Source organism: Nostoc sp. CENA543, from assembly GCF_002896875.1.
GTDB lineage: Bacteria > Cyanobacteriota > Cyanobacteriia > Cyanobacteriales > Nostocaceae > Trichormus.
This window is the reverse complement of the sequence record NZ_CP023278.1, coordinates 4,162,501-4,183,835: the sequence shown is the minus strand read 5'-3', so window position 1 is coordinate 4,183,835 and position 21,335 is coordinate 4,162,501. Positions and strand designations below refer to the sequence as shown.

The following is a 21,335-nucleotide window of genomic DNA, read 5'->3' as shown; positions in this document are numbered from 1 at the left end:
CCCCACACCTCCCACACCCCCACACCCCCACACCCTCAAACCCTTACACCCCCACCTTCTGCTCCCTCTCACCTACGGAAACGAGATGACCATCTTCCATGTAAACGATTCTGTCGGCTATGTCTAAAATGCGGTTGTCGTGGGTGACTAACAAAATGGTGCAGTGTTGCTCTTTGGCTAGTTTTTGCATGAGTTCCACAACATCCCGGCCGGATTGTTTATCTAGGGCGGCTGTGGGTTCGTCGGCTAGGACAATTTTGGGCTGGTTGACTAAAGCACGGGCGATCGCTACTCGTTGCTTTTGTCCTCCTGATAGGCTATCTGGGTAGTAATTTAGTCGATGCCCTAATCCTACTGCTTCTAACATCTGCTGCGATCGCGTCAGCATTTCCTGGGGTGACATTTTTCCTTGCACTTCTAAACCCATACGGACATTTTGAATGGCTGTCAAACTACCATGTAGGTTATGTGCTTGGAAAATGTAACCGTTATTGCGTCGCGCTTGGGTTAATTTGCCGCTACTAGCATTACATAGTTCTTGCCCTAAGACTCGCAAACTACCAGACTGGGCAGAACGCAAACCACCGACCAAAGTCAGCAGGGTAGTTTTCCCAGAACCCGAAGGCCCTGTCATAATCACAATTTCACCTGCATTAATTTCCAAGTTGATATTAAATAAAACCTGTTTGCGGAGTTGACCACCACCAAAGTAATGATCCAGGTTCTCAATAGTAATTACAGGTTCAAAGTTATTAGTCATTAGTTATTAGTCAATAGTCAATAGTCAATAGTCAGTAGGGGCGGGTTCTGTGAGATATTCCTGTTGTCAAACAGATTTTTAGCTAAACCCGCCCGTACATTAGTCATTAGTGATTTTATGATCACTGTCACTTATTTCCTCATTTAAAACATATCTGCTGGGTCAGCCGATTGCAATTTTTGAGTGGCTACTGCACCAGAGATGGTACACATAATAATTGTTAATAACAAAACTACTATGGCTCTCACAGCAGTCATATATATTGGTAAGTTTGTAGCGTTGGCTGCTAAACTATACAGTCCTAACGGCACAATGAACCCAGGAATAAAACCTAATACTGCTAATATGATTGCCTCTTCAAAAATTACTCCTAATAAATAAGAATTGCGGTATCCCATTGCTTTAAATGTGGCATATTCTTTCATATGAGCATTAACATCTGTGGAAAGGACTTGATAAACAATAATCACACCCACAATGAAACCCATTGATACGCCTAAACCAAAAATAAACCCAATGGGGCTTTCTGTTTTCCAATAGTCTTCCTCCATTTTGATATATTCTGCACGAGTCAATACTTTGATATCTTCACTCTTTAAGTATGATTTTAAATTTGCAGCTACCTGTTGAGGGTCATAGCCTGATTTAACATTAATTAAGCCTAAGCTAATACTCCCTGATTGTCTTCTAGGAAATAACCGCAGGAAGTTTTCATCGCTTGAAATTAAAGTACCATCGGCACCAAAAGATGCACCTAATTTAAATAATCCTCCAATGGTAATGGTGCGTTTATCTACTTCTGTGGTGACAATTTGACCTGTATCTACTTGTTGAAAAACTTTTTCGTATTCTCCCCTAGCTCCTCTGTCAAAGAGGAAGGTATCTGGTAATTTAATTTTATTTAGCTGACTGTTGATTTCTGGTACATTTAAGGCTGGTTGTTCAGGATTAAATCCAATTGCTTGTACTGTAGTTTTACGCCGAGTTTGGGGATTTTTCCAAGTCAGTGAACCAATATATAAACCCTCTGCTGACTTAACACCAGGTACATCTGCCGCTTGCAAAAGTCGCCGCCGTGAGAAGGTAGCTAAGTTTTGCATATTACGACTTTGGGGGCTAATTAATATGATGTCAGCAATAAAGGTACGATTGAGGCGGGTGTTGCTGTCATACAAGGCATTTTGAAAGCCAAGCTGCATAAAAATCAGCACATCAGCAAAGGCAATACCAGCTAAAGCCACAAGTAAGCGGTTTTTATTATGGCTAAGTTGTAGCCATCCCAAGGGTGTACGGCTTTGTAGTTGTTGGAACATAATTTTGGGGATTGGAGATTGGGGACTAGGGATTGGGCATTGGGCATTGGGTATGAAAGTAAATTCTCCTCTGCACCCTGCACCCTGCCCCCTGCCCTCTTGTCTCTGATTCATAAGTCAATTACGGCTTTGACTTGCAAGTTGGTAAATTTGGCGGCTTTCTCGCTGGAGGGTTCGTCTAGTTGCACATGAACTTCTACGACTCTGGAATCAATATTTTCACTGGGGTCTGTGTTAATGATGTTTTGTCGTTGTACTTTCCAGCCAATCCAATCTACTTTTCCTTGTAATTGTCCTTTGAGTGAATTACTTGATATCTGCACTTTTTGTCCTGGTTGGACTTTATTGACATCGCTTTGGTAAACTTCCACCACTGCATACATTTGGTTGGTTTGTCCAATTTCTACGATGCCGTCGTTTGATACTACTTCACCAGCACGAGTGTGAATGTCAAATATCACACCGTCTTGGGGCGATTTGACATAGGCTTGGGTGAGATTGGCTTGGGCTTGTTTAGCAGATGCGATCGCTCGATTCAATTCGGCTTGGGCGGCGGCTACATCTACGGGGCGGACTTCGGCTATTTGGTCTAAAGTCGCTGTGGCTGCACTGACTTGCTGGTTATTGGTGGCGTTGATTCGGGCTAGGGCGGTTCTGGCTTCGCTGATTTGCTTGCGTCCGGTAGCATCAATTTTTTGCAGGTTGGCTTGGGCTTCATCCAACTGCTGAGTAATGGTGTCTACATTTAATTTTTTGCTATCAAAGGCAGATTGGGAAATTGCCCCATCGGTATAAAGTTGCTGGTAGCGTTGAAATTCGATTTGAGCGTTTTTTAATTCTGCTTCTAATCTTTTAATTGTGGCTTGTTGGGCTGTGGTTTCACCTTGCCACTGGGCTTCTAATCTAGCGACTGTTTGCTGTTGTTCTCTTTCATTTCCTACTTTTTGCGCCTCTAAGCGAGCAATTTCTGCTCTTTGCGCTTCTATTTCACCAGATTTCGCCCCTGCTTTGACTTTGGCTAGGTTAACTTGGGCAACTTTCACGGCGGCTTGGGCTTCTTGATATGCAGCTTGTAGGCGATCGCGATCATCTAAAATCGCTATTACCTGCCCAGTTTTTACCCTGTCCCCTTCTTGGACTAGGAGTGTTTCTACTCGGCTTCCTTGACTAGATGAGGGGGCAGAAACTTTAATGACTGTTCCTTTCGGCTCTAATCTGCCCAAGGCTGTCACAGTAGTTACCTGTGGTAGCGCAGCTTGAGTAATTTCGCTAGCACTAGATGCTTGTCCCTGACTTTGCCAAAACCTGTAACCATTGAGTCCAGCGCTCGCAAAACCCGTAGCTGCTGCCAGTATGATTAATGGGCGAGAGCTAGGCTTGAAAAATGCGGAACTTTTAGCTGCTATATCACGCACCATAAGCCCTCTGTTTTCTTTCGTATGCTTAGTAAACTATTTAGTTTAGCTTTATGTAACTAGACTAAACCGTCCATTTCAATAATGTCAATATTTCTCTGAGAAAATAAAAGGATATAGGGACGTAAAGGTTTAGGGATATAAGGCTAGAAATGTTAGCTTCAATCCCCAATCCCCAGTCCCCAGTCCCCAGTCCCCAGTCCCCAGCCTGATGAAAAAAAAGAAAATTCCCACAGAAGACAAAGTAGACGCAATTCTTGCTGGTGCGATGCAAGAGTTTTTAACGCATGGCTATGCTGCTACCTCAATGGATAGGGTGACAGCCGCCGCAGGTGTTTCTAAAACAACCGTGTATAGCTACTTTCAGGATAAGGAGGGATTATTTACCGCCTTAATTCAACGCCTAGCACAAGAAAAATGTCTTGCAGCACTAGATACCGAATTTTTACAGGGAGAACCACCAATAGTTCTTCGCCGCCTAGCAAACCATATTTTGGATCAAGTTCATCAAGAACAGGAGTTATCAAGCTTAGTAAGATTAGTTATCGGTGAGTCTGAGAGGTTTCCGGCTCTAGCCAGAATCTTTGTGAGAAACGTAGATAAACCCGGCACAGACTTGGTCAGTCAGTATTTTACGGAGCATCCAGAATTACAATTACCTGACCCGCAAGTAGCAGCACATATTTTTATCGGTACGTTGATTCATTTCACTATTATTCAAACTATGCTGCATGGTCACGACATTTTACCAATGGAGCGCGATCGCCTGGTAGATCACTTAGTCAACCTGATGACTATTAATCTTGTCCATCCTGCACCAAGCCAGCAATCTGCCGACACTCAGCAGAAATCACCCAAACGCAAACGCAACTCCACTGGTAAGTTTCAAATGCAGTACGCCAATGAACCCAAACAACTCAGGTCTATTAGACTGACGGATACAGCTTGGGAAAAGTTAGCAGAATTAGCGGCTAAACATGACATCAGCCGTACTGAAGCCATTGAAATCTTTGCTCGTCAAGGTTTTGTAGACAGTGAGAAGATTTAATGTATATACATGGATAATGAAAGATTTGATGTTTTGTATATACATGGATAATGGTAACTACTTTAGTTCAGAACCCCGACTTTTTCAAAAAGTCGGGGTTTTATATTCTGCGTGAATAGCTAAAAAAATCGCCCGCTAACTGCGATCGCGGTTAACGGGTGAGTCGTGAAGGTTAATTATGTCTAAACTGCGAGAGTGGCGATCGCTTTCTCTACAGATTGCAAAGCTTCATTAACTTCTGCTTCAGTCACAATCAAAGGCGGAACGAAGCGTACAACTTTTGGCCCGGCTGGAACCAGCAATAAGCCTTGATTAATAGCGGCTTTGACAACTTCTGGTGCAGTTAGTTGGGTGTCAGCTGACAATTCCATCCCGTTAATTAAACCCCAACCACGGACTTCAGTGATTAGATGGGGATATTTAGCCGCGATCGCGCGTAATCCGGCGCGTAACTGTTCGCCTCTAGCTTCTACATTCTGCAAGATATTTTCTCTTTCCAAGGTTTGGCAAACACTCAACGCCACCCCACACACAAAGGGATTTCCGCCAAAGGTGCTGGCATGTTCTCCTGGTTGAAAAACATCGCAGAATTTCTTACTCATCATCGCGCCGATGGGGATACCGCCGCCTAAACCTTTGGCACTGGTAAAGATATCTGGTTCAACCCCCAGGTGTTCGTAACCCCAAAGTTTACCACTGCGTCCCATACCCACTTGTACTTCGTCGAAAATCAACAAAATACCGATTTCATCGCACAGTCGTCGTAGTTTTTGGAAGTATTCCACATCTCCAGGACGCACACCACCTTCACCTTGCAATGGTTCGATGAGAATAGCGGCGACACGATAATCCCCTTCGTCTAATTCAGTAACAGCACTCTCAACAGCACTGATATCGTTATAGGGGACGTAGTGAAACCCTGGTACTAAAGGATCAAAGTATTTTTGATACTTTGGTTGTCCAGTGGCGGTAATGGTTGCCAAAGTCCGACCGTGGAAACTGGCGTTAGCTGTGAGGATAATAGGCTTTTCAATGTCTAATACTGTATGGGCATATTTACGCGCCAATTTAATTGCAGCCTCGTTGGCTTCCGCGCCAGAGTTGCAGAAGAAAACGCGATCGGCGCAAGAATGTTGAATAATCCATTTAGCTAATTCCCCTTGTTCGGGAATGTAGTACAAATTAGAAACATGATGCAGCTTTTGAATTTGCCGTGTCACCGCTTCTACCATTGCTGGGTGTGCGTGTCCTAGCGTGCAAGTGGCAATTCCAGCAACAAAATCCAGATATTCTTTACCTTGAGTATCCCAAACTCGACACCCCGCGCCCCGTTCTAGGGTAATGGGAAACCGAGCATAAGTAGACATAACAGCTGAGTCAAAGCTGTCTGTACTAAAGGGATGAGATGCTAAAACGCCTGACTCTGGGGGGTTTGTGCCTTGCTCAAGTAGAGTTTGTAGGCTCACTACCGCTCCTCCTAAAAGTTTTAGATAGTATACTTACTTACTAGTTTCCTAGAAATTCTACAAAATTGCTTGGGATTTACGATATCTCATACTTTCACTTGGGTCTAACATTATATATCCTCGAAGGGTAGGCAGTGGTGAAATATAACTTTGTATTCAACTCTTGAGCAGAAGTACCAACGGATTCAGAGAGAATTAATGAGCGGGGCGATCGCGCTCGGTGGTGTGTTTTTAATTGGTACTTTTTGGTACAAGTTCGTAGAGGGTTGGTCATGGGAAGATGCCGTTTACATGACGGTGATTACTCTAGCTACGGTAGGATTTGGGGAAACCCGTCCTTTGGGTAGCCGGGGACGGTTGTTTACCATTGCCTTGATTTTGTTGGGCGTAATCAACATCAGTTACATTGTCAACCGCTTTACAGAAGCAGTCATTCAAGGTTACTTTCAACAGGGAATTCGACTCCAACAACAGAGGCGGTTAATGGAATCTCTCTCAGGACATTACATCATCTGTGGATTTAGTCGCACCGGTCGCCAAATCGCCAAGGAATTTCGCGCTGAAGGTGTGCAGTTTGTGGTGATTGATTCCGAACCAGAATCTGTAGAAAGGGCGCAAAATGAGGGTTATGTAGCTTTTCAAGGGGATGCTACTCTGGATGATTCATTGCTGAAAGTGGGAATCGAACGAGCTATTTGTATTGTGGCGGCTCTCCCTTCCGATGCAGAAAATTTATACACTGTGTTATCTGCAAAAACACTGAATCCAGAAATTCGGGCGATCGCCCGCGCCAGTACAGAAGAAGCATTACAAAAGTTACAACGTGGTGGTGCAGATGCGGTGATTTCCCCCTATATTACAGGGGGAAAACGTATGGCGGCGGCTGCCCTCAGACCGCAAGTTTTAGACTTTGTAGATGGAATTCTCACAGGTGCAGACCGCCAATTGTACATGGAAGAATTTTTACTTGACCCAGCCTTTTGTCCTTTTGTTGGTCAAAGCTTGCAAAAAGCCAAACTGCGATCGCAAACTGGCGCGTTAGTTTTAGCCATTCGTCGTCTCAATGGTACTCTCATCGGCGGCCCTACCGGCGACACAATTTTAATGCCAGGAGATACCTTAATTTGTATGGGTACAGCCGAACAACTACGCAACCTCAACCAAGTCCTTGTCCCCATCAATTCCCAACATTTGCGTAAACCTAAAAATAGCTGACCCTCTGAATTTTAGATTTTGGATTTTGGATTTTGGATTTTGAATTTTGGATTTTGAATTTTGGATTTTGGATTTTTTTGGGGTACAAACACCGCCCAAGCCGAAAAATCCGGTTTGATTCCCATAACCAATCCCCAATCCCCAGCCTTTCAATTTTGGATTGAATTCAATCTAAAATCCAAAATCTAAAATCTAAAATTCCTAGTCCCCAGTCCCCAATCCCTTCAATCAGCCACCTGACACATCATCATAATATGCGTGAAATATTTATTAGTTTGATAGTGAACAAGTTTTAATCCAGCTTGTTCTATTTCCTGCAAAAGTTCAGGTATTTCATGTTTATGATGTCGCCAAATAGTAACCTCATCAGCCGCAAATAAATTCACATTTTTATCTATTCCTTGAGACTGAAAATTTATCGTATAATTTTGCCGAAATTTCATATTAGCAACTACACTATCTGTCACGGAATCATACTTTCTTATCAGTTCACAATCCTCATATTTAATACCTATACTGTGTTTAATCCACTCATATATTTTGCCTGCATGGTAATCACAGCCACCTCTAGCTTTGCCATCCCATGTGGAGTTAGCACCGATTTCATTAGTAAACACCAATAAATCATGCTTGCCCATGCTATTTTTGAAATTATTGAAAACTTTTATTCTATTTTGATGATTGCCAATTGTCACTCCTAAATGTAGAAAGATATTAGCGATATTTTTTGTTAGTTCCTCAGTTTGATTTTGTAATAAACCTTGAGGAATAAAACTATTTTCGATATCTATGGCTTGGCTGACAAACTCAATTTTTGGAAACCATCTTTGGAAATTACTTCTCGATACCTTTAATAGTTCCTCACTCACATCTAGAGCCACATACTTATTAACTCTATTTAATTTATGCAGTTGCGAGATAAATCTCTTAGCTGGATAGGAATTACCTGCGCCGACATCAACCACATTGATTTTTTCACAGTCATGAAAATGACTATTGATATAGGCAAAATTTTGCTTTAAAAGTTCAATTTCTACATTTGATGAGCGATACCAACGAGGAATAATATATTTTAGATAGAAATCATCCCAAATTTTCGCTCCTCTGCCTTTATAAGAATACTTTAAAGGGATTTCTCGTCTCTCCTCTAAGGCGTGAATAATCTCTAAAACTTCTGCCTCAGAAAACAGAGAGTAAAACTCAGAACTTGGCTTAGTTTTGTAACTACTAACACTTGACTTATCTGAGAAAACTGGCGAATTTTGATGAGAACTTTGAGCCATTATTCTGGGTTAATACTGAAAATCACGTAATCATCAGTATACAGATTTACGGCGATAGTATCTCAAGTTATTTTTTAGTGGCGTAAAAATATACTACAAAGCCGATCTATTCACTTATGGACATCAATCTAAAATCCTCAAGTCTCGTAATCGAACTTTGTCCCGCTACGCTGATGTGGTCGGGGTCAATCTAAAATCTAAAATCTAAAATTGATTGACTAATATTTCTTGTTCAATTTCCTCCCACCCGTGCATCAATGCTACACTTTTGATTGCCAATTCCAAAATGACAGGTGGCGCAGTAGAAATAAAAATACTAGGATAAACTGCTGTTCCCCAAGTGGGATGAACTAATACACAGCATTTATTTTTTAAAACTGTGTAGTTAAGTAAAGCCTTGACAACAGCTGTATCATTATGTGGGATTTCCCCAGGACGAGAAAACAGGGGATAACCGGTGCGAGGGTCTACAAGGTCGGCTAAATAACCGCGATCCTTCAGATTAAAGGCTAAATCGCAGCCAAATCTCATAAACTTTGCTCGTAAAAGCTGTTTTTCTTGTTCGATTTCTCGGCTACTCTTTACTAAAGGATAGCGCGATCGCTGTAAGACAATCACCACCCAAAACTGCGGTTGATGTTGCCAATCTGGGAAAATGCGATCGCGGTTGGCACTAATATATTCACTAGGAGGATGAATAGAAATTTGCACAGCTTGTCCCATTTTGCCAACCAAATTAATGGGACTGCTGGGTGTGACAGCGTAAACTTGAGGATAGTTCACAACATTGATTAGATTTTTGCAAATTTTTAATTGATTCTTTAGGATCGATGATAACTCTTAATAATTCCAAAAAATCAACATCAGATCAGGAAAATTTTTCTCCTGTCCAATCATTACCAATCAATGATGAAACTTTAATCTAGTTTTTATTGTTTATTAACCTAATGTGATCCTGATGCAGTAAACAGCTTCTTTTGCATGAGTGAATTTTTGCTTTTGCCCGTGTTTACTAATTTAGTTTTAAAGCATTAACAGGGACTTCATCCCAAGAATCCACTGTCCGCAATCGTGCTACCCAACCGCTTGCTTTTTGCAGATCAGTCAAATTACCCTCAAAAGACTCATGGCAATCTTTAGCTTGAGACTCATCACAGCAGGCAATACAGGCGTGAATCATCCCAGAGGGGTCGATTTGCTCATTCACCCAGATGGTCATAAACTTGGCTCCACAAATGATTTACAGTTTTAATATACTAATTACGGCTACAAAACCAAATTTTTTCCGTTAAAATTTATCTTTTCGTTCGTAACGACGACGGTAAAGTAATTCTAATTGACCACCATATTCTTGAATCCAGGCAATTTGACGCTGATAGAGTCCCCGAAAGCTATTGGCAAAAAATAGCGTAAATATCGCCACAATTAAGCCGGAAGCTGTAGAAACCAAAGCCTCACTAATACCAGATGTCACACCTGCGGTTTTCGTCCCGCCTACATCGCCAATATCTAAGGAAGCAAAGGAAGTAATTAACCCTAAAACCGTACCTAAAAGACCTAGAAGTGGTGCTAAACCGATGATTGTATCAAAAATATTTTGAAAGCGTTTGAGTAAGGGTATTTCCGCTTGTGCTTCACTTTCTAAAGCTAGGCGAAATTCCTCTGGTGTGGGTTCTTCCAATTCTAAAGCCGCCAAAAAAATCCGCGCGATGGGTAAGTCTGCATTTTTTTGCAGGTAATCTAAAGCACCGACAATATTATCTAGACGGTACAGTTTTAGGACTTCCTGCACTACACGATTTTGTTTACCAGTAATTTCTACCCAAAAACGAATGCGTTCGATAATTAAGGCGACTGCTAACAGTGAAAATAGTAGCAGTGGCCACATAACTATGCCACCAGCCTTAAATAGATTCTGAAAAGCTGTCATGGAATTTTACTCACTTAAGTCATGCACACCCAGGTTAGCAGATTCTTGATTATGTATTCTTGGTAGTAGGGATGTCATACCAATTTTGGATTTTGGATTTGGGATTTTAGATTGAAAACCGAGATTTAGAGGCTGTTCCAGAAACTCATAACAATACTACCTATCCCAATTTGGTATAAGACTATCTAACCTTTCATGTTATGTGTAAAAGTTGACTGGTCGCTGTTTTTCAGATACCCGACTTTTCCAAAAAGTCGGGTATCTACGACCAACAGACTATTTAAAGAATGGGGAAAATTCCCAGCCTTTTTCTTTTGGGAGATTGTCTGAAAATGGGATAGATATCTCTAGTTCTGTCAAGATATTTTTATGACATTTAAAATATAAATTATCTTTATGTTCAATGGTGGTTGCTTGACGATTAAAGAACTCACAGAAGCTGTGGGGGGTGGAATCACTCCCCGGATGGTGCGACATTATCATGAGTTAGGGTTGTTACCACAGCCACAGCGATCGCCTAGCAACTATCGCCTCTATACTGAACAAGATGTGATGCGCCTCAAAAGGATTGTGGCTTTGAAACAGCAAGGGTTTCAACTCAATCATATTCGTCACATTTTAGAGTTAGAACCAGAAGCCGAGACTAATCATAATTTAATCGCTCAGTTACAGCAACAATATCGCGCTGTGATCCAACAAATTGTGCAACTGCGTCAAACTGCTTCCGCTTTAGAGGGATTATTAGGACGCGATCGCCATTGTCAAATTATGCAAGCAGAAGTTCTGGCACAACTCAAGTTACTAGATGTAGAAACCCAAGCCGGATTAGGGGATTTAACTAAACTCTGGAGTGGTTTAGATGCAGAAGTTCATACCCATTCTGAGGTATTTGCTGAATCTTTGCAAAATTTGCTGCCCGATTTATCACACCGTTCTGAGATTGAAAAACACTTAATTTCTCAGTTGGTTTTAGCCTGTGGGGATGTCAGTTTAGTGTCTTTTGTGAAGGTGAGTAAAGAGGCGATCGCCGCTAGTCGAAATAACTTAGCTGCTGGTTGTGAAATTGTAGTTGATATCCCCACCATTGCGGCGGCTTTAGACCAAACAAGATTAGCTCATTTGGGTTGTCGAGTCACAACCTTAATTGATGACCCCCATGTTAACACTGCCCTAGAAGCTGAACTAGAATTTTGGCACCATCAAGAATGGCGAGAAAGATTAGAAAAAGTTAGTCCGGGGTGCATATTTGTGATTGGTTACGCGCCTTCAGTCTTACTAGCTGTCTGTAACGCCGTTGCACAGCAAAAAATTCAACCTTCACTGATTATTGGTATGCCTATTGGCTTTAGTCATGCACCCGCCGCCAAGCGTCAATTGATGCAGCAAGAGTTACCCTTTATCACCATTGAAGGGACGATTGGTGGCGGCTTACTCGCAGCGACTACGTTAAATTCCTTAGTAGAGTCATTAATTGCTAAACCAGATTGTCATTGCTATCTTGGTCATTTGTGATATTAATTTGGCTGCTGATTTTCTACTAGCTAAAATTTTGATGCTGATTAATAAAAATTGTTATGATTTCTTTCACTAATTCTAGAGTGTGCTAATTAATTTAACTGTCTATGTAAGCAAAAGCTTTAATATAATACTGGTCAAAATCTGTATACTTAGTAATTTTTTATACTTAAAAGTAACATAAAAAACTGGGGAAACAATTGACACCAGATGTATAATAAGCGCGTCTCCTCCTGCATTAAAAGTGTCTTAATTTTGAATTTGAAATTTTGAATTGGTATTAGACTGGTCGGCTTTCTGTTTCCTGTACCTTGATGAGCGGCATATGTGGCAACAAGAAAAAAAAGATAGTGGGATAGTCCGTTTAGCATTATTGCTAGCCTTAACCACCTCTCCCGTAGCAACAAACCTGTTGGTGTCGGCCTCTGTGCTGGCGCAATCTGGAACTGAAACACCGTCGTTTCCAGCCCCACAAACAGTGGCAAGTGGAACGACATTGCGAATAGGTGATTCTAGTGGCTTTGCAGCCTTTAATCAAAATTTGCAACAGAGTTTTCAGCAACAGTTTGCTGGTACAAAGGTAGAAGTGTCGGCCAATGGGACGGAAGCAGCACTCAAAGCCTTGTTAGATGGACAAATCGACATAGCAGCAATTGGTCGAGGTCTCACTCCACAAGAAAAAGCTCAAGGTTTGGAACAAGTCAGACTACACCGAGAAAAAATTGCCATTATCGTAGGAGCAGACAACCCCTTTCAAGGTAGCTTGACAGATAGACAATTTGCGAGAATCTTTCGGGGAAGAATTACCAACTGGGGGCAAATAGGAGGGAAAAGCGGTAAGATTCGGGTGATTGATCGCCCAGATACAAGCGGTACGAGAGAAGCCCTGAGTAATTATCCCGTGTTTCGAGCGACTAAGTTTGCCACAGGTGCAACCGCTACCCAAGCAGCACAAGATGACACTGTAGAGATTGTCAAACAATTGGGTAAGGATGGTATCAGCTACGCCAGAGCCAATCAAGTCGCCAAACTACCTGGTGTGCGGATTCTGAAGTTACACGACACATTACCAGACGATCAGAAATATCCTTTTTCTCAGCCCTTTGTTTACGTTTACAAAAAAGATCCTAGTCCTGCGGTTGCAGCCTTTCTGGGATTTGCTTTAGCACCCCAAGGACAGCAGGCGATAGAAGCAGCAAGAACAACTGAGGCGGAAGCGATCGCCAAAGGTGAATCATCATCATTTTTAGCGGCTGCTAATCCAGCCAGCACCCCTGCAATTACACCAGCTGCTACCACAGAAGCGACAACCACTGCTAGTGTTTCTCCTACTGCTGAAGCTACACCACCTACAGTTACCACACCAGAGCCTACAAGTTCTCCTTTTTTACAAAGTAATAACACTTCCGCAGTTACTAATCTGACTCAGCCCTCAGTAGTAGCACCACCAGAAAATCCCCAAACTGATAGTAGAAACTTGCTGTGGTGGTTGCTGTTACCTATAGGTGCAATTGGTGCTTCTCTATTGTGGTTTACGCGACGCTCTTCACCAGAGGCGGAAGTAGAGTCTGATACTAATTCTTCCCCACCAGACGTTGTTTCCCCCACGGGAAATAGCACCACCAAAACAATAGTCCAACAATCGCCCCTACCTCTCCCACCAGAATTAGAGCAGTCCCCTTGGGATATGGAAGCCCCAGCTACCATTGTTAATACTTCCTATCCGCAAATTGTAGATACTGCCAAAAATGAAGATGCTACGCCTGAAAGTTCACCAGAGGTGTTGAGTGAGCTAAATCCAGAAGAGGAAGCCCCCACTGTACCAGAGACAGAAACCAATCTCTGGGCGATGACACAAGAGCCTGAAACTACCGAAGAGGTGGATTTATCTGCACCAGTGGCTGTGACGGATGATACTCCCAATTTAGAACGTGCAGATGATGTCAGTGCGGCACTATCCGAACCCGAAACCAGTAATATAGAGTCTATATTTGACCAGTCGGTAGCTACCAGCGATGATTTAGAGGATGAAACATCATTGACAGATGCACTGGCTGATTTACCAGACGTTGCTCCTGATGATTTCGCCACGGCAGATGAGCAGATAGAATGGGGTGACGACTCCCAACAAGATACAAGCTCTATTGATATAGAGTCACTATTTGATGAACCAGAGGCGACAACCGAGTTAGTTGCACTGACAGCAGACGAGGAAGACTTAGCTAATGTTCTTTCCCCATTTGCAGAGATTCCAGAAGATGCACTCAATCTAGTTGCAGATGAGGCTGAACCAGAAGCACTAGAAACTCTGGAGGAAAGTAATCCGAGCAATAATTTAGCAACTTTGGTTGGTGGTGCAGCCGTGGTGGGTGCAGGAATTGGGGCTTTGGCTAGTATTGACGGAACGCAGGAAACTACCTCAGCAGCAACACTAGAGTCTACACAAGCAGAAGATACAATGGCTGATGAACTGCCCAATCACGATGAAGATAGCAGCATTGTTTTGAAACCCCGTAGTCCAGAGTGGGCGTATGTTTCCTGGTATATTTCTCAAAGCGATCGCCAGCAAATCCCAGAAGATGCAAGCAACGAATTAGCATTGCGACTCTACGATGTGACAGAGATTGACTTGAGTTATCAAGAACCAGTTTTAGTCCAACAGTATAAATGTGAACCAGCAACCAGTGATCACTATGTCTACATTCCCACAAGCGATCGCAATTACATAGCAGAAATTGGTTATGTCACCACAAACAATACTTGGGTGAAAATCGCTCGTTCTGAGTTAGTACGTGTCTTCAGTCGTCCACATACAGCCAATCTAGTTGGAGATATCACCATCATCGATGAAAATAGTCAAATTTTCCTCACACCACGCACTCCTAAATGGGCTTATGTCTCTTGGCAAATTTCCGAGATCTCCCAAACAAAACTACGGGAGGCTGGCATCTCGCAGTTAGCACTGAGACTGTATGATGTCACCAACATTGATCTGAGTTATCAAACTCCCCAACTAGTACAACAATACGAATGTGAAGAAGTGATTCGCGATCGCTATATTGCCATTCCTCACAGCGATCGTGATTATATGGTAGAAATTGGCTACTTCTCACAAGGAGAACGTTGGGTAATTATTGCTCGTTCCGCTAATGTTCATGTCTTTAGTCGTCCGCATGGAGACTTTTGGTTTGTCGCTGATGCAGAGTTAATTATTCACGGAGCAACAGAACCAGGTGCAACCGTCAATATTGCCGGTAAACCTGTCACACTCAAATCAGATGGTACATTTCATTTACGTGTACCCTTCTCTGATGAATTAATTGAGTATCTGATCACCGTATCATCTGCCAACGGTAAACAAACTACTAATTTACACAAAAAGTTCTCTCAGGAAACTGTAGATAACTAGTAGTCCGCACACAAATGATATGTAGATCATAGATACCCGACTTTTTCAAAAAGTCGGGTATCTGAATATCTTTTTTCCCTTTTGCGTATTTTAAGACGGAATCGGTGTAAAGCCACTAACACTGATTCTTTTACCGACAAAGCCAATTAATGTACAGTATTTGCCAGAGTGATTATTCAAAGAGTGAAAATTTAGCCATTGATGCTGGCGATCTAATGATATTTCCAGTTGATTGGGGTAGCCAAACTGGTTGTCATAAGTAGCTTTAAAACCTAATTGACCATCACAAATACATCCATTCGGCCCGCATTTATTGCCATCTGCTATAGATGAAATCTCTTGAAATAGTTCACTTACAGTGACAGGTGGTACACTAGCACAGGTGTTTTTACTTACAGCAATTACTTTCTCATTTTTAATTTCTACCTCCTGTTGACAATTAAAAGGGGTAGAATAATTAATCTGCAAGCGATAATGTGAAACGGCTTGTGTTTGCCAAGTTTTCTTAGCTTGTGCTAGTCGGTTTTGAAAGTAATGCTTCCAGAACAACTGGTGACTAAAAATAGCTACACCGGCAATACTAAATACTGACAATATTGTCATCAACTTCAGAGGTACAGGCTTCCCCTCTCTCTGGGGCGATCGCTCGTCAATTGTCATATATAATCTATTAGTTTAGTAGTTCATAATTTTAACTACATCAACTACACATGGATTTTCGGATACTTCTAACTTTTTTTGGTCACTTCTAAATAAATATGCTCCAATCCCACGTTTTGACGAGAGATTGATTCTATTGCTATCCCTGAAAATTTCTCAATAATTTCACTGATTTCTAATGTTTCCGGTAGCCAGAAAGCCAACTGATTACCATAGTATCTATGATGAAAACCATATCCTTGAGCGCGGGCGATCGCAACTTCTGGAGTCGGAGTTTGTATCAAAACTATAGCTTGGGCTGGAATTAAATGGCGTAATTCTACTAAAGTCCCTTCCACTAAAATTTTGCCTTGTTTGAGAATACCTATTCTGTCACACAATCTTTCTGCTTCATCTAATAAATGTGTGGTCATTAAAACCGTGACACCCTGATGTTTGAGGTTTTGAATTAATTCCCAAACTTCATATCTAGCCTCGATATCTAACCCCGTAGTTGGTTCATCGAGAATCACTAATTTAGGTTGATGTACTAAAGCTATAGCAATATTTAAGCGGCGTTGCATTCCGCCACTTAAAGTTTCTACAGGTTGTTTAGCTGTATCTAATAAATTGACAGCCGTAAGTGCTGCTTTGACTTGTTGTTGGCGTGTGACTTTATTTAAACCGTAAATATCAGCGAAAAAGTTTAAGTTTTCCTCACAAGATAATGTTTTATATAGTAAATTTTCCTGTGGTGCAACCCCAATCATGCTTTTGGTGGCTTGTGATATGGATTGATGATTAATGGTAATTTCACCACTATCAGCCTGAAGTAAGTTACAAATAATATTGATTATTGTGGTTTTTCCTGCACCATTTGCACCTAATAAACCGTAAACTTCTCCTGAATTAATTAATAAATTAACATCATGCAAAATCTGACTTTTACCATAGGATTTATTTAAATTATTAAGCTTGAGCATATTTAAATTTATCTAGCTATTTTTATAAACTTCTTTCTACAATTAACATTCGTCTATAGCATAACCAACCTCCTATCACCATCGCAATGGTAAATATCAATAAAAATCTCAAGTTAATTGTAATTTCGTTGATTAATTTACCTTGAGAAGAAACAGCTACTAAAGCCTCATTCATGTGATAAATCGGATTAAATTGAGCAATATTGACTAGAGTTTTAGGAAATAAAGTAGCCGGTAAAAATGCCCCGCCTAGAATTAACAAAGGCACACCAAAAGCTGCTACCAAAGCGTTCACATCTTCAATCCGTCGTGCTAATTGTGTACCCAAAATAAACCCTAATCCTACATAAGCAGCAATACTCATCAAAATAATTGCTATTCCTAATAACCAAGAACCTCTAAAAGTCGCACCCCAAAAAGCTGCGATTGTATAAATTAAAATAGTCTGTCCAATACCAATGCAACTATGAGCCAAAAAAATTCCTAAAAAATAGGACGTACCACTTAAAGGAGATAGAAATAAACGTTTAATAGTTTGTTGTTCTCTTTCTGCAACTATAGTGGCGACAGTTCCACCCAAACAGCTAAAAAATAACGCCGCACCTACTAAAGTAGAAGGTGCAGCATAGGAAAAAGCATCAGCTAAGGGTAATTCAGCTCTTTCTGCCAAAATATACCCACTGAGAGTTAACACTGAAATAGGAAATATACACCAAAAAATTAAACTGCGCCGACGACGAAATAATTCAATTAAAATGCGTCTAGTTACAGCTATAGTTTCACGCCAATATTTCATAAGTTTTTTAGTTTGAGAAAAGGAAAATTATTACTGGCTTCTCGACCAGCATCTTGCACTGACCATTTATATAACCTGGAATAAAATTCTTGCTTTATTCTTTCCTTTTCCATGATTTGAACATTGGAAATATGACAGTTGATTGGTGATTAACTAAAATTTCTGCCCAGTGGTAAACTCTAATCTGACTTCTCCTTGGTCGCTGACTCCTAAATCACCCCGCAAAACTCCAAAGGGTGAATTCAAACGAACTCCTAAACCATAGCCAAAGCCACTTCCAGGCTTATCTCTGACTACTCCAGGTTCTCCCAAGACGGTTTTACCAGAACCAAAGTCTGAGGCAAAATCAGTAAAAACAACTCCACCAATGTACTCCATAATCGGGAAACGGTATTCTACAGAAGCTAACCCATAACTGCGACCACTCGCCAAGTCTCCGTAACCGTAACCCCTGACAGAATTTGCACCCCCAAGATTAAACGCATTAGCTGGGGGAAAATCGCCGAGAATTGTACCCAGTTGGAAATTCACAGCTACCATTTCAGGATTATCTGTTAACTTATTTTTACCCAGCCAGTTGACTGGTAAATACTGGACATAGTTTCCCTGTAGTCGGTTGCTAGAGATACTCCCCAACCCGATAGGGATAGCTTGGGCGGTGCTGAGGGTGAGAATTGATCCTTGTGTGGGGTTATTGGGGCGATCGCGTCTATCTTGATTTACACTGAAGGACACGGTAAATAAATCATCAATCCCTGTACCACTTACAGAAAGGGGATTTCCCAATTTATCTTGTTGAACGACATCATAATCTTGGTTACGCAGACTAATTCTGGTGTAGTTTAAACCTAACTCTGTATCCCAATCATTAAAAGAACGCAACAACGCCACAGAACCGCCAAATCTCCCTTCGCGAATTCTGTCACCGTTAGCTAGTCTAATCTCATCATCAAAAACAGGGGATAAATCGCGATCGCGAAAAACTTTGATACTATAGCCAAAACGTTCTGGTTGATCTGCACGATAAGGACTGATAAACTGACTGGCAAACTGCACATCCTTACCGCTAACTTGCACTGTAGTAGTTAATTGATCATTAACACCGTTAATATTGCCATCTCGATAGCGCACTTGACCGTAAAGTCCAATATCACTGTTACTTCCCGCCCCAAAACTCCAACTCGGAAAGTTGCGTTCTTTGATATCGTAAATGATGCTGACTTGAGAGTTCTTTTCTTGGGGAGTAGCCCTAACGAAATCTACAGATTCCAATGTTCGCAATCTTTGCAAATCTGCGGCTAATACGTCTTCCTGAAATACTTCACCTGGCTGGAGTTGCAGCACACTGAGGAGAAAATCTCTGTGTGTGCGTCCGGGAATTGGTTTTCCCCCCTCATCAACCACCCTACCCCGCTCATCCATAAACCGGATCTGAATATCTCGGACAATTCTCGACGTATATTCGATAGTTGTAGGTACTTCTACATAGCCCCCATATTTAGCATAACCATTGATTTCTCCGCCACTAGTTCCATAGGAAATATCTGCTGGGGAGTCAGCCAGCACTATCGGTTCCCACCCCAGAAAGATTCCTAGCACCAAAACAACAACTGTTGGAACACGCATATTGGCAATAAATTACGGTAACTAATGTTGCCTGATACCTCAAGTGTAAGCGATTACCTAACAATTAAAATAGTAATCGCAGAGCAAGTAGTATTAATTACTCAAATGGCGATCGCAAATTACTACCATTTTAGGCAATTATCTAATACTCAGCAAAAATCAGTGAAAAAAGCAAGGTTTGCAGCTAGGCAATTTATTGATTAGAATACCAAAGCTCGGATTTGAAATTTGGTATTTTGAATTACTACCGAGGGTTAACAATTGCGTCCAGTCTGCAAAAATAAATCCATTTGCGTTGCCGCAGCCTCTCGTAGATATCACAGGGGAGATAGTACAAATTCTCCAGGAATCTGCTGTTTTACAGCTAGTATTTCATGCCAGTAATTCATTGTAAACAGTTAAATTTGTAACCAATGAGTCTACCATTAAATTCGCCAGAATCTTCATCTATCTCCCGTCGCACTCTGCTCAAGGTGTTTGGTATTGGTGCAATTGCAGGAGTCACAGGGTACTCCCGGTTTACCAAGCCAAAACCAACAATTTTTCAACCAGATACCCTCAATTTACCAAGAACATTAAATACTTCAAAAAGTGTAGTTGTGATTGGTGGAGGTTTAGCTGGTTTAGCTTGTGCTTATGAATTAAGTCAGAGGGGTTTTACTGTCACCTTACTAGAAAAATCTCCCCAACTCGGCGGTAAAATTGCTAGCTGGCAAATAGAAGCTGTCGGTGAAACCTTTATGATGGAACATGGCTTTCATGGTTTTTTCCCGCAGTATTATAATTTGAACAGCATAGTTGCAGAACTAGGCATCAATGATCACTTTCAGTCTTTAAATTTTTATGCTGTAGTCTATCGTGGCGATCAATACAAACCAGAAGTATTTAGACCTAGTAATTCAGCCTTTCCTTGGAATATTATAGACCTAGCGATCGCCTCACCTAATCGCTTCCAATGGGGAATTAATCTAACTAAGATTAAACATCTACAAGTATTCCAAGCTATCACAGGATTTCAAAGAGAGAAAAATTATCGCCGTTTTGATCAGATTTCTGTCGCTGACTGGGTAGCAACAGAATTTCCCCAAGGTTTATATGATTTATACTTTCTGCCCTTTGCTAAATCGAGTTTAAATGCACCCGATGTTATGAGTGTGGGAGAGTTGATGCAATTCTTCCATTTCTATTTTTTTGGCAACCCAGAAGGCTTGGCTTTTAATGGTACTAAAGATGATATGGGAACAAGTTTAGTTCGACCCATCGCTAAGTCGATTCAAAAAAAACAAGGTCACATTTTTACTGACGCAACAGTTAGCGAAATTTTGGCAGAAGATGGAAAAATTCACAGCATAAAATATTATTTAGGTAGCAATCATAGTAATACACCTTTTTGGGTGCAGCGTAACTCAGTGATTGCTGATCAGCAAACAGAATACTTTGGTGCAGCTGATGAAGTTTTTGCTCTAAAACCTGACAGTAAAGAAGCGATTTCTTTAACTTGCACCCATCAAGGCTGTACTGTTAAAAAAGCCTCTGATGGTAATTTCCATTGTCCTTGTCATGGAGCAGTATTTGCTGCCAATGGTAAAGTTTTAAAAGGGCCGGCTCAACGTGATTTACAAAAGTTGCGAGTGATAGAAAAAAAAGATCATGAAGTGCAATTAGCAGCAGTCAATTCTCACTCACCAATACCCCAAACAATCACCGCAGATTATTATGTTTTCGCTACTGATGTCCCAGGGGTGAAACAACTATTTAAGCAGATTAGTGGTAATATTGATGAAAACGTGCGATCGCAAGTAGAAAAACTCAGTATCGCTGATCCTTTTGCTGTGTGCCGTTTTTGGTTTGACCGTGATTTTGAATGGGAACAGAGTAATTTTACTTCTCTATCTGGTTATCAATTAACCGATAGCATCACCCTTTATCACCGTATT

17 protein-coding genes (1 of these 17 running past the window's edge) are annotated in these 21,335 nt (G+C 41.3%); 5 read left to right on the top strand and 12 right to left on the bottom strand.

Annotation, left to right across the window (positions count from 1 at the left end; genetic code table 11):
* Positions 1–43: 43 nt before the first annotated feature.
* From CLI64_RS17300 to CLI64_RS17290, 3 genes are all read right to left on the bottom strand, one after another.
* Positions 44–760 (bottom strand): DevA family ABC transporter ATP-binding protein, encoded by a 717-nt coding sequence (locus CLI64_RS17300; protein WP_103138368.1) that lies wholly within the window; start codon positions 758–760, stop codon positions 44–46.
* A 143-nt stretch (positions 761–903) separates the two neighbouring features.
* Positions 904–2,073, bottom strand: a complete 1,170-nt coding sequence (devC, locus tag CLI64_RS17295) for an ABC transporter permease DevC (protein WP_103138367.1) — start codon at positions 2,071–2,073, stop codon at positions 904–906.
* Positions 2,074–2,183: 110 nt separating this feature from the next.
* Entirely contained in the window at positions 2,184–3,491 is a 1,308-nt protein-coding gene (locus CLI64_RS17290; protein WP_103138366.1) for an ABC exporter membrane fusion protein, read from the bottom strand.
* Positions 3,492–3,699: 208 nt separating this feature from the next.
* Here CLI64_RS17290 and CLI64_RS17285 point away from each other — a divergent pair, with 208 nt between their 5' ends.
* Positions 3,700–4,536, top strand: coding sequence for a TetR/AcrR family transcriptional regulator (locus tag CLI64_RS17285; protein ID WP_103138365.1), 837 nt, complete (start codon positions 3,700–3,702; stop codon positions 4,534–4,536).
* A 182-nt stretch (positions 4,537–4,718) separates the two neighbouring features.
* Here the strand turns inward: CLI64_RS17285 and CLI64_RS17280 are convergent, their stop codons facing one another.
* Positions 4,719–6,002 carry an aspartate aminotransferase family protein gene (locus tag CLI64_RS17280; protein WP_103138364.1) on the bottom strand — a complete coding sequence of 428 codons (1,284 nt, stop codon included), beginning with the start codon at positions 6,000–6,002 and terminating at the stop codon, positions 4,719–4,721.
* Between the two features lie 150 nt (positions 6,003–6,152).
* On the opposite strand from CLI64_RS17280, the gene CLI64_RS17275 reads away from it, so the two are divergent.
* Entirely contained in the window at positions 6,153–7,217 is a 1,065-nt protein-coding gene (locus tag CLI64_RS17275; protein WP_308418361.1) for a potassium channel protein, read from the top strand.
* Between the two features lie 224 nt (positions 7,218–7,441).
* Here the strand turns inward: CLI64_RS17275 and CLI64_RS17270 are convergent, their stop codons facing one another.
* From CLI64_RS17270 to CLI64_RS17255, 4 genes are all read right to left on the bottom strand, one after another.
* Positions 7,442–8,500: an L-histidine N(alpha)-methyltransferase gene (locus CLI64_RS17270; RefSeq protein ID WP_103138362.1), complete on the bottom strand. Its 1,059-nt coding sequence runs from the start codon at positions 8,498–8,500 to the stop codon at positions 7,442–7,444.
* A 204-nt stretch (positions 8,501–8,704) separates the two neighbouring features.
* Positions 8,705–9,283: a methylmalonic aciduria and homocystinuria type D protein gene (locus CLI64_RS17265; protein WP_192881557.1), complete on the bottom strand. Its 579-nt coding sequence runs from the start codon at positions 9,281–9,283 to the stop codon at positions 8,705–8,707.
* A gap of 229 nt (positions 9,284–9,512) precedes the next feature.
* The gene (locus tag CLI64_RS17260; RefSeq protein WP_103138360.1) at positions 9,513–9,719 is read right to left on the bottom strand and encodes a glycogen debranching protein; all 207 of its coding nucleotides are present in this window, start codon (positions 9,717–9,719) and stop codon (positions 9,513–9,515) included.
* A gap of 69 nt (positions 9,720–9,788) precedes the next feature.
* Complete coding sequence (locus CLI64_RS17255) at positions 9,789–10,430, bottom strand: MotA/TolQ/ExbB proton channel family protein (protein WP_103138359.1); 642 nt, start codon at positions 10,428–10,430, stop codon at positions 9,789–9,791.
* A gap of 396 nt (positions 10,431–10,826) precedes the next feature.
* Here CLI64_RS17255 and CLI64_RS17250 point away from each other — a divergent pair, with 396 nt between their 5' ends.
* Positions 10,827–11,942 (top strand): precorrin-8X methylmutase, encoded by a 1,116-nt coding sequence (locus CLI64_RS17250; protein ID WP_103138358.1) that lies wholly within the window; start codon positions 10,827–10,829, stop codon positions 11,940–11,942.
* Between the two features lie 328 nt (positions 11,943–12,270).
* On the top strand, positions 12,271–15,354 hold the full coding sequence (locus CLI64_RS17245; protein ID WP_103138357.1) for a DUF4912 domain-containing protein: 3,084 nt from the start codon (positions 12,271–12,273) through the stop codon (positions 15,352–15,354).
* A gap of 90 nt (positions 15,355–15,444) precedes the next feature.
* Here CLI64_RS17245 and CLI64_RS17240 read toward each other — a convergent pair whose 3' ends face one another.
* From CLI64_RS17240 to CLI64_RS17225, 4 genes are all read right to left on the bottom strand, one after another.
* On the bottom strand, positions 15,445–16,014 hold the full coding sequence (locus CLI64_RS17240; RefSeq protein WP_103138356.1) for a DUF6174 domain-containing protein: 570 nt from the start codon (positions 16,012–16,014) through the stop codon (positions 15,445–15,447).
* A gap of 68 nt (positions 16,015–16,082) precedes the next feature.
* Positions 16,083–16,976 (bottom strand): ABC transporter ATP-binding protein, encoded by an 894-nt coding sequence (locus tag CLI64_RS17235; RefSeq protein WP_103138355.1) that lies wholly within the window; start codon positions 16,974–16,976, stop codon positions 16,083–16,085.
* Between the two features lie 22 nt (positions 16,977–16,998).
* Positions 16,999–17,772 (bottom strand): ABC transporter permease, encoded by a 774-nt coding sequence (locus CLI64_RS17230; RefSeq protein ID WP_103138354.1) that lies wholly within the window; start codon positions 17,770–17,772, stop codon positions 16,999–17,001.
* 153 nt (positions 17,773–17,925) lie between these two features.
* Positions 17,926–19,398: a BamA/TamA family outer membrane protein gene (locus tag CLI64_RS17225; RefSeq protein ID WP_103138353.1), complete on the bottom strand. Its 1,473-nt coding sequence runs from the start codon at positions 19,396–19,398 to the stop codon at positions 17,926–17,928.
* A 413-nt stretch (positions 19,399–19,811) separates the two neighbouring features.
* On the opposite strand from CLI64_RS17225, the gene CLI64_RS17215 reads away from it, so the two are divergent.
* Positions 19,812–21,335, top strand: partial view of an FAD-dependent oxidoreductase gene (locus CLI64_RS17215; RefSeq protein ID WP_103138351.1) — the 5' portion only. Its footprint extends 417 nt past the window's final position; 1,524 of the gene's 1,941 nt are visible here — the first part of the coding sequence; it begins with the start codon at positions 19,812–19,814; its stop codon lies off the right edge, out of view.

Coding starts and splice junctions, on each gene's coding strand:
- CLI64_RS17300 (WP_103138368.1), bottom strand. CDS start 760: ATGACTAATAACTTTGAACCTGTAATTACTATTGAGAACCTGGATCAT.
- devC (WP_103138367.1), bottom strand. CDS start 2,073: ATGTTCCAACAACTACAAAGCCGTACACCCTTGGGATGGCTACAACTT.
- CLI64_RS17290 (WP_103138366.1), bottom strand. CDS start 3,491: ATGGTGCGTGATATAGCAGCTAAAAGTTCCGCATTTTTCAAGCCTAGC.
- CLI64_RS17285 (WP_103138365.1), top strand. CDS start 3,700: ATGAAAAAAAAGAAAATTCCCACAGAAGACAAAGTAGACGCAATTCTT.
- CLI64_RS17270 (WP_103138362.1), bottom strand. CDS start 8,500: ATGGCTCAAAGTTCTCATCAAAATTCGCCAGTTTTCTCAGATAAGTCA.
- CLI64_RS17260 (WP_103138360.1), bottom strand. CDS start 9,719: ATGACCATCTGGGTGAATGAGCAAATCGACCCCTCTGGGATGATTCAC.
- CLI64_RS17255 (WP_103138359.1), bottom strand. CDS start 10,430: ATGACAGCTTTTCAGAATCTATTTAAGGCTGGTGGCATAGTTATGTGG.
- CLI64_RS17250 (WP_103138358.1), top strand. CDS start 10,827: ATGTTCAATGGTGGTTGCTTGACGATTAAAGAACTCACAGAAGCTGTG.
- CLI64_RS17245 (WP_103138357.1), top strand. CDS start 12,271: ATGTGGCAACAAGAAAAAAAAGATAGTGGGATAGTCCGTTTAGCATTA.
- CLI64_RS17240 (WP_103138356.1), bottom strand. CDS start 16,014: ATGACAATTGACGAGCGATCGCCCCAGAGAGAGGGGAAGCCTGTACCT.
- CLI64_RS17235 (WP_103138355.1), bottom strand. CDS start 16,976: ATGCTCAAGCTTAATAATTTAAATAAATCCTATGGTAAAAGTCAGATT.
- CLI64_RS17230 (WP_103138354.1), bottom strand. CDS start 17,772: ATGAAATATTGGCGTGAAACTATAGCTGTAACTAGACGCATTTTAATT.
- CLI64_RS17225 (WP_103138353.1), bottom strand. CDS start 19,398: ATGCGTGTTCCAACAGTTGTTGTTTTGGTGCTAGGAATCTTTCTGGGG.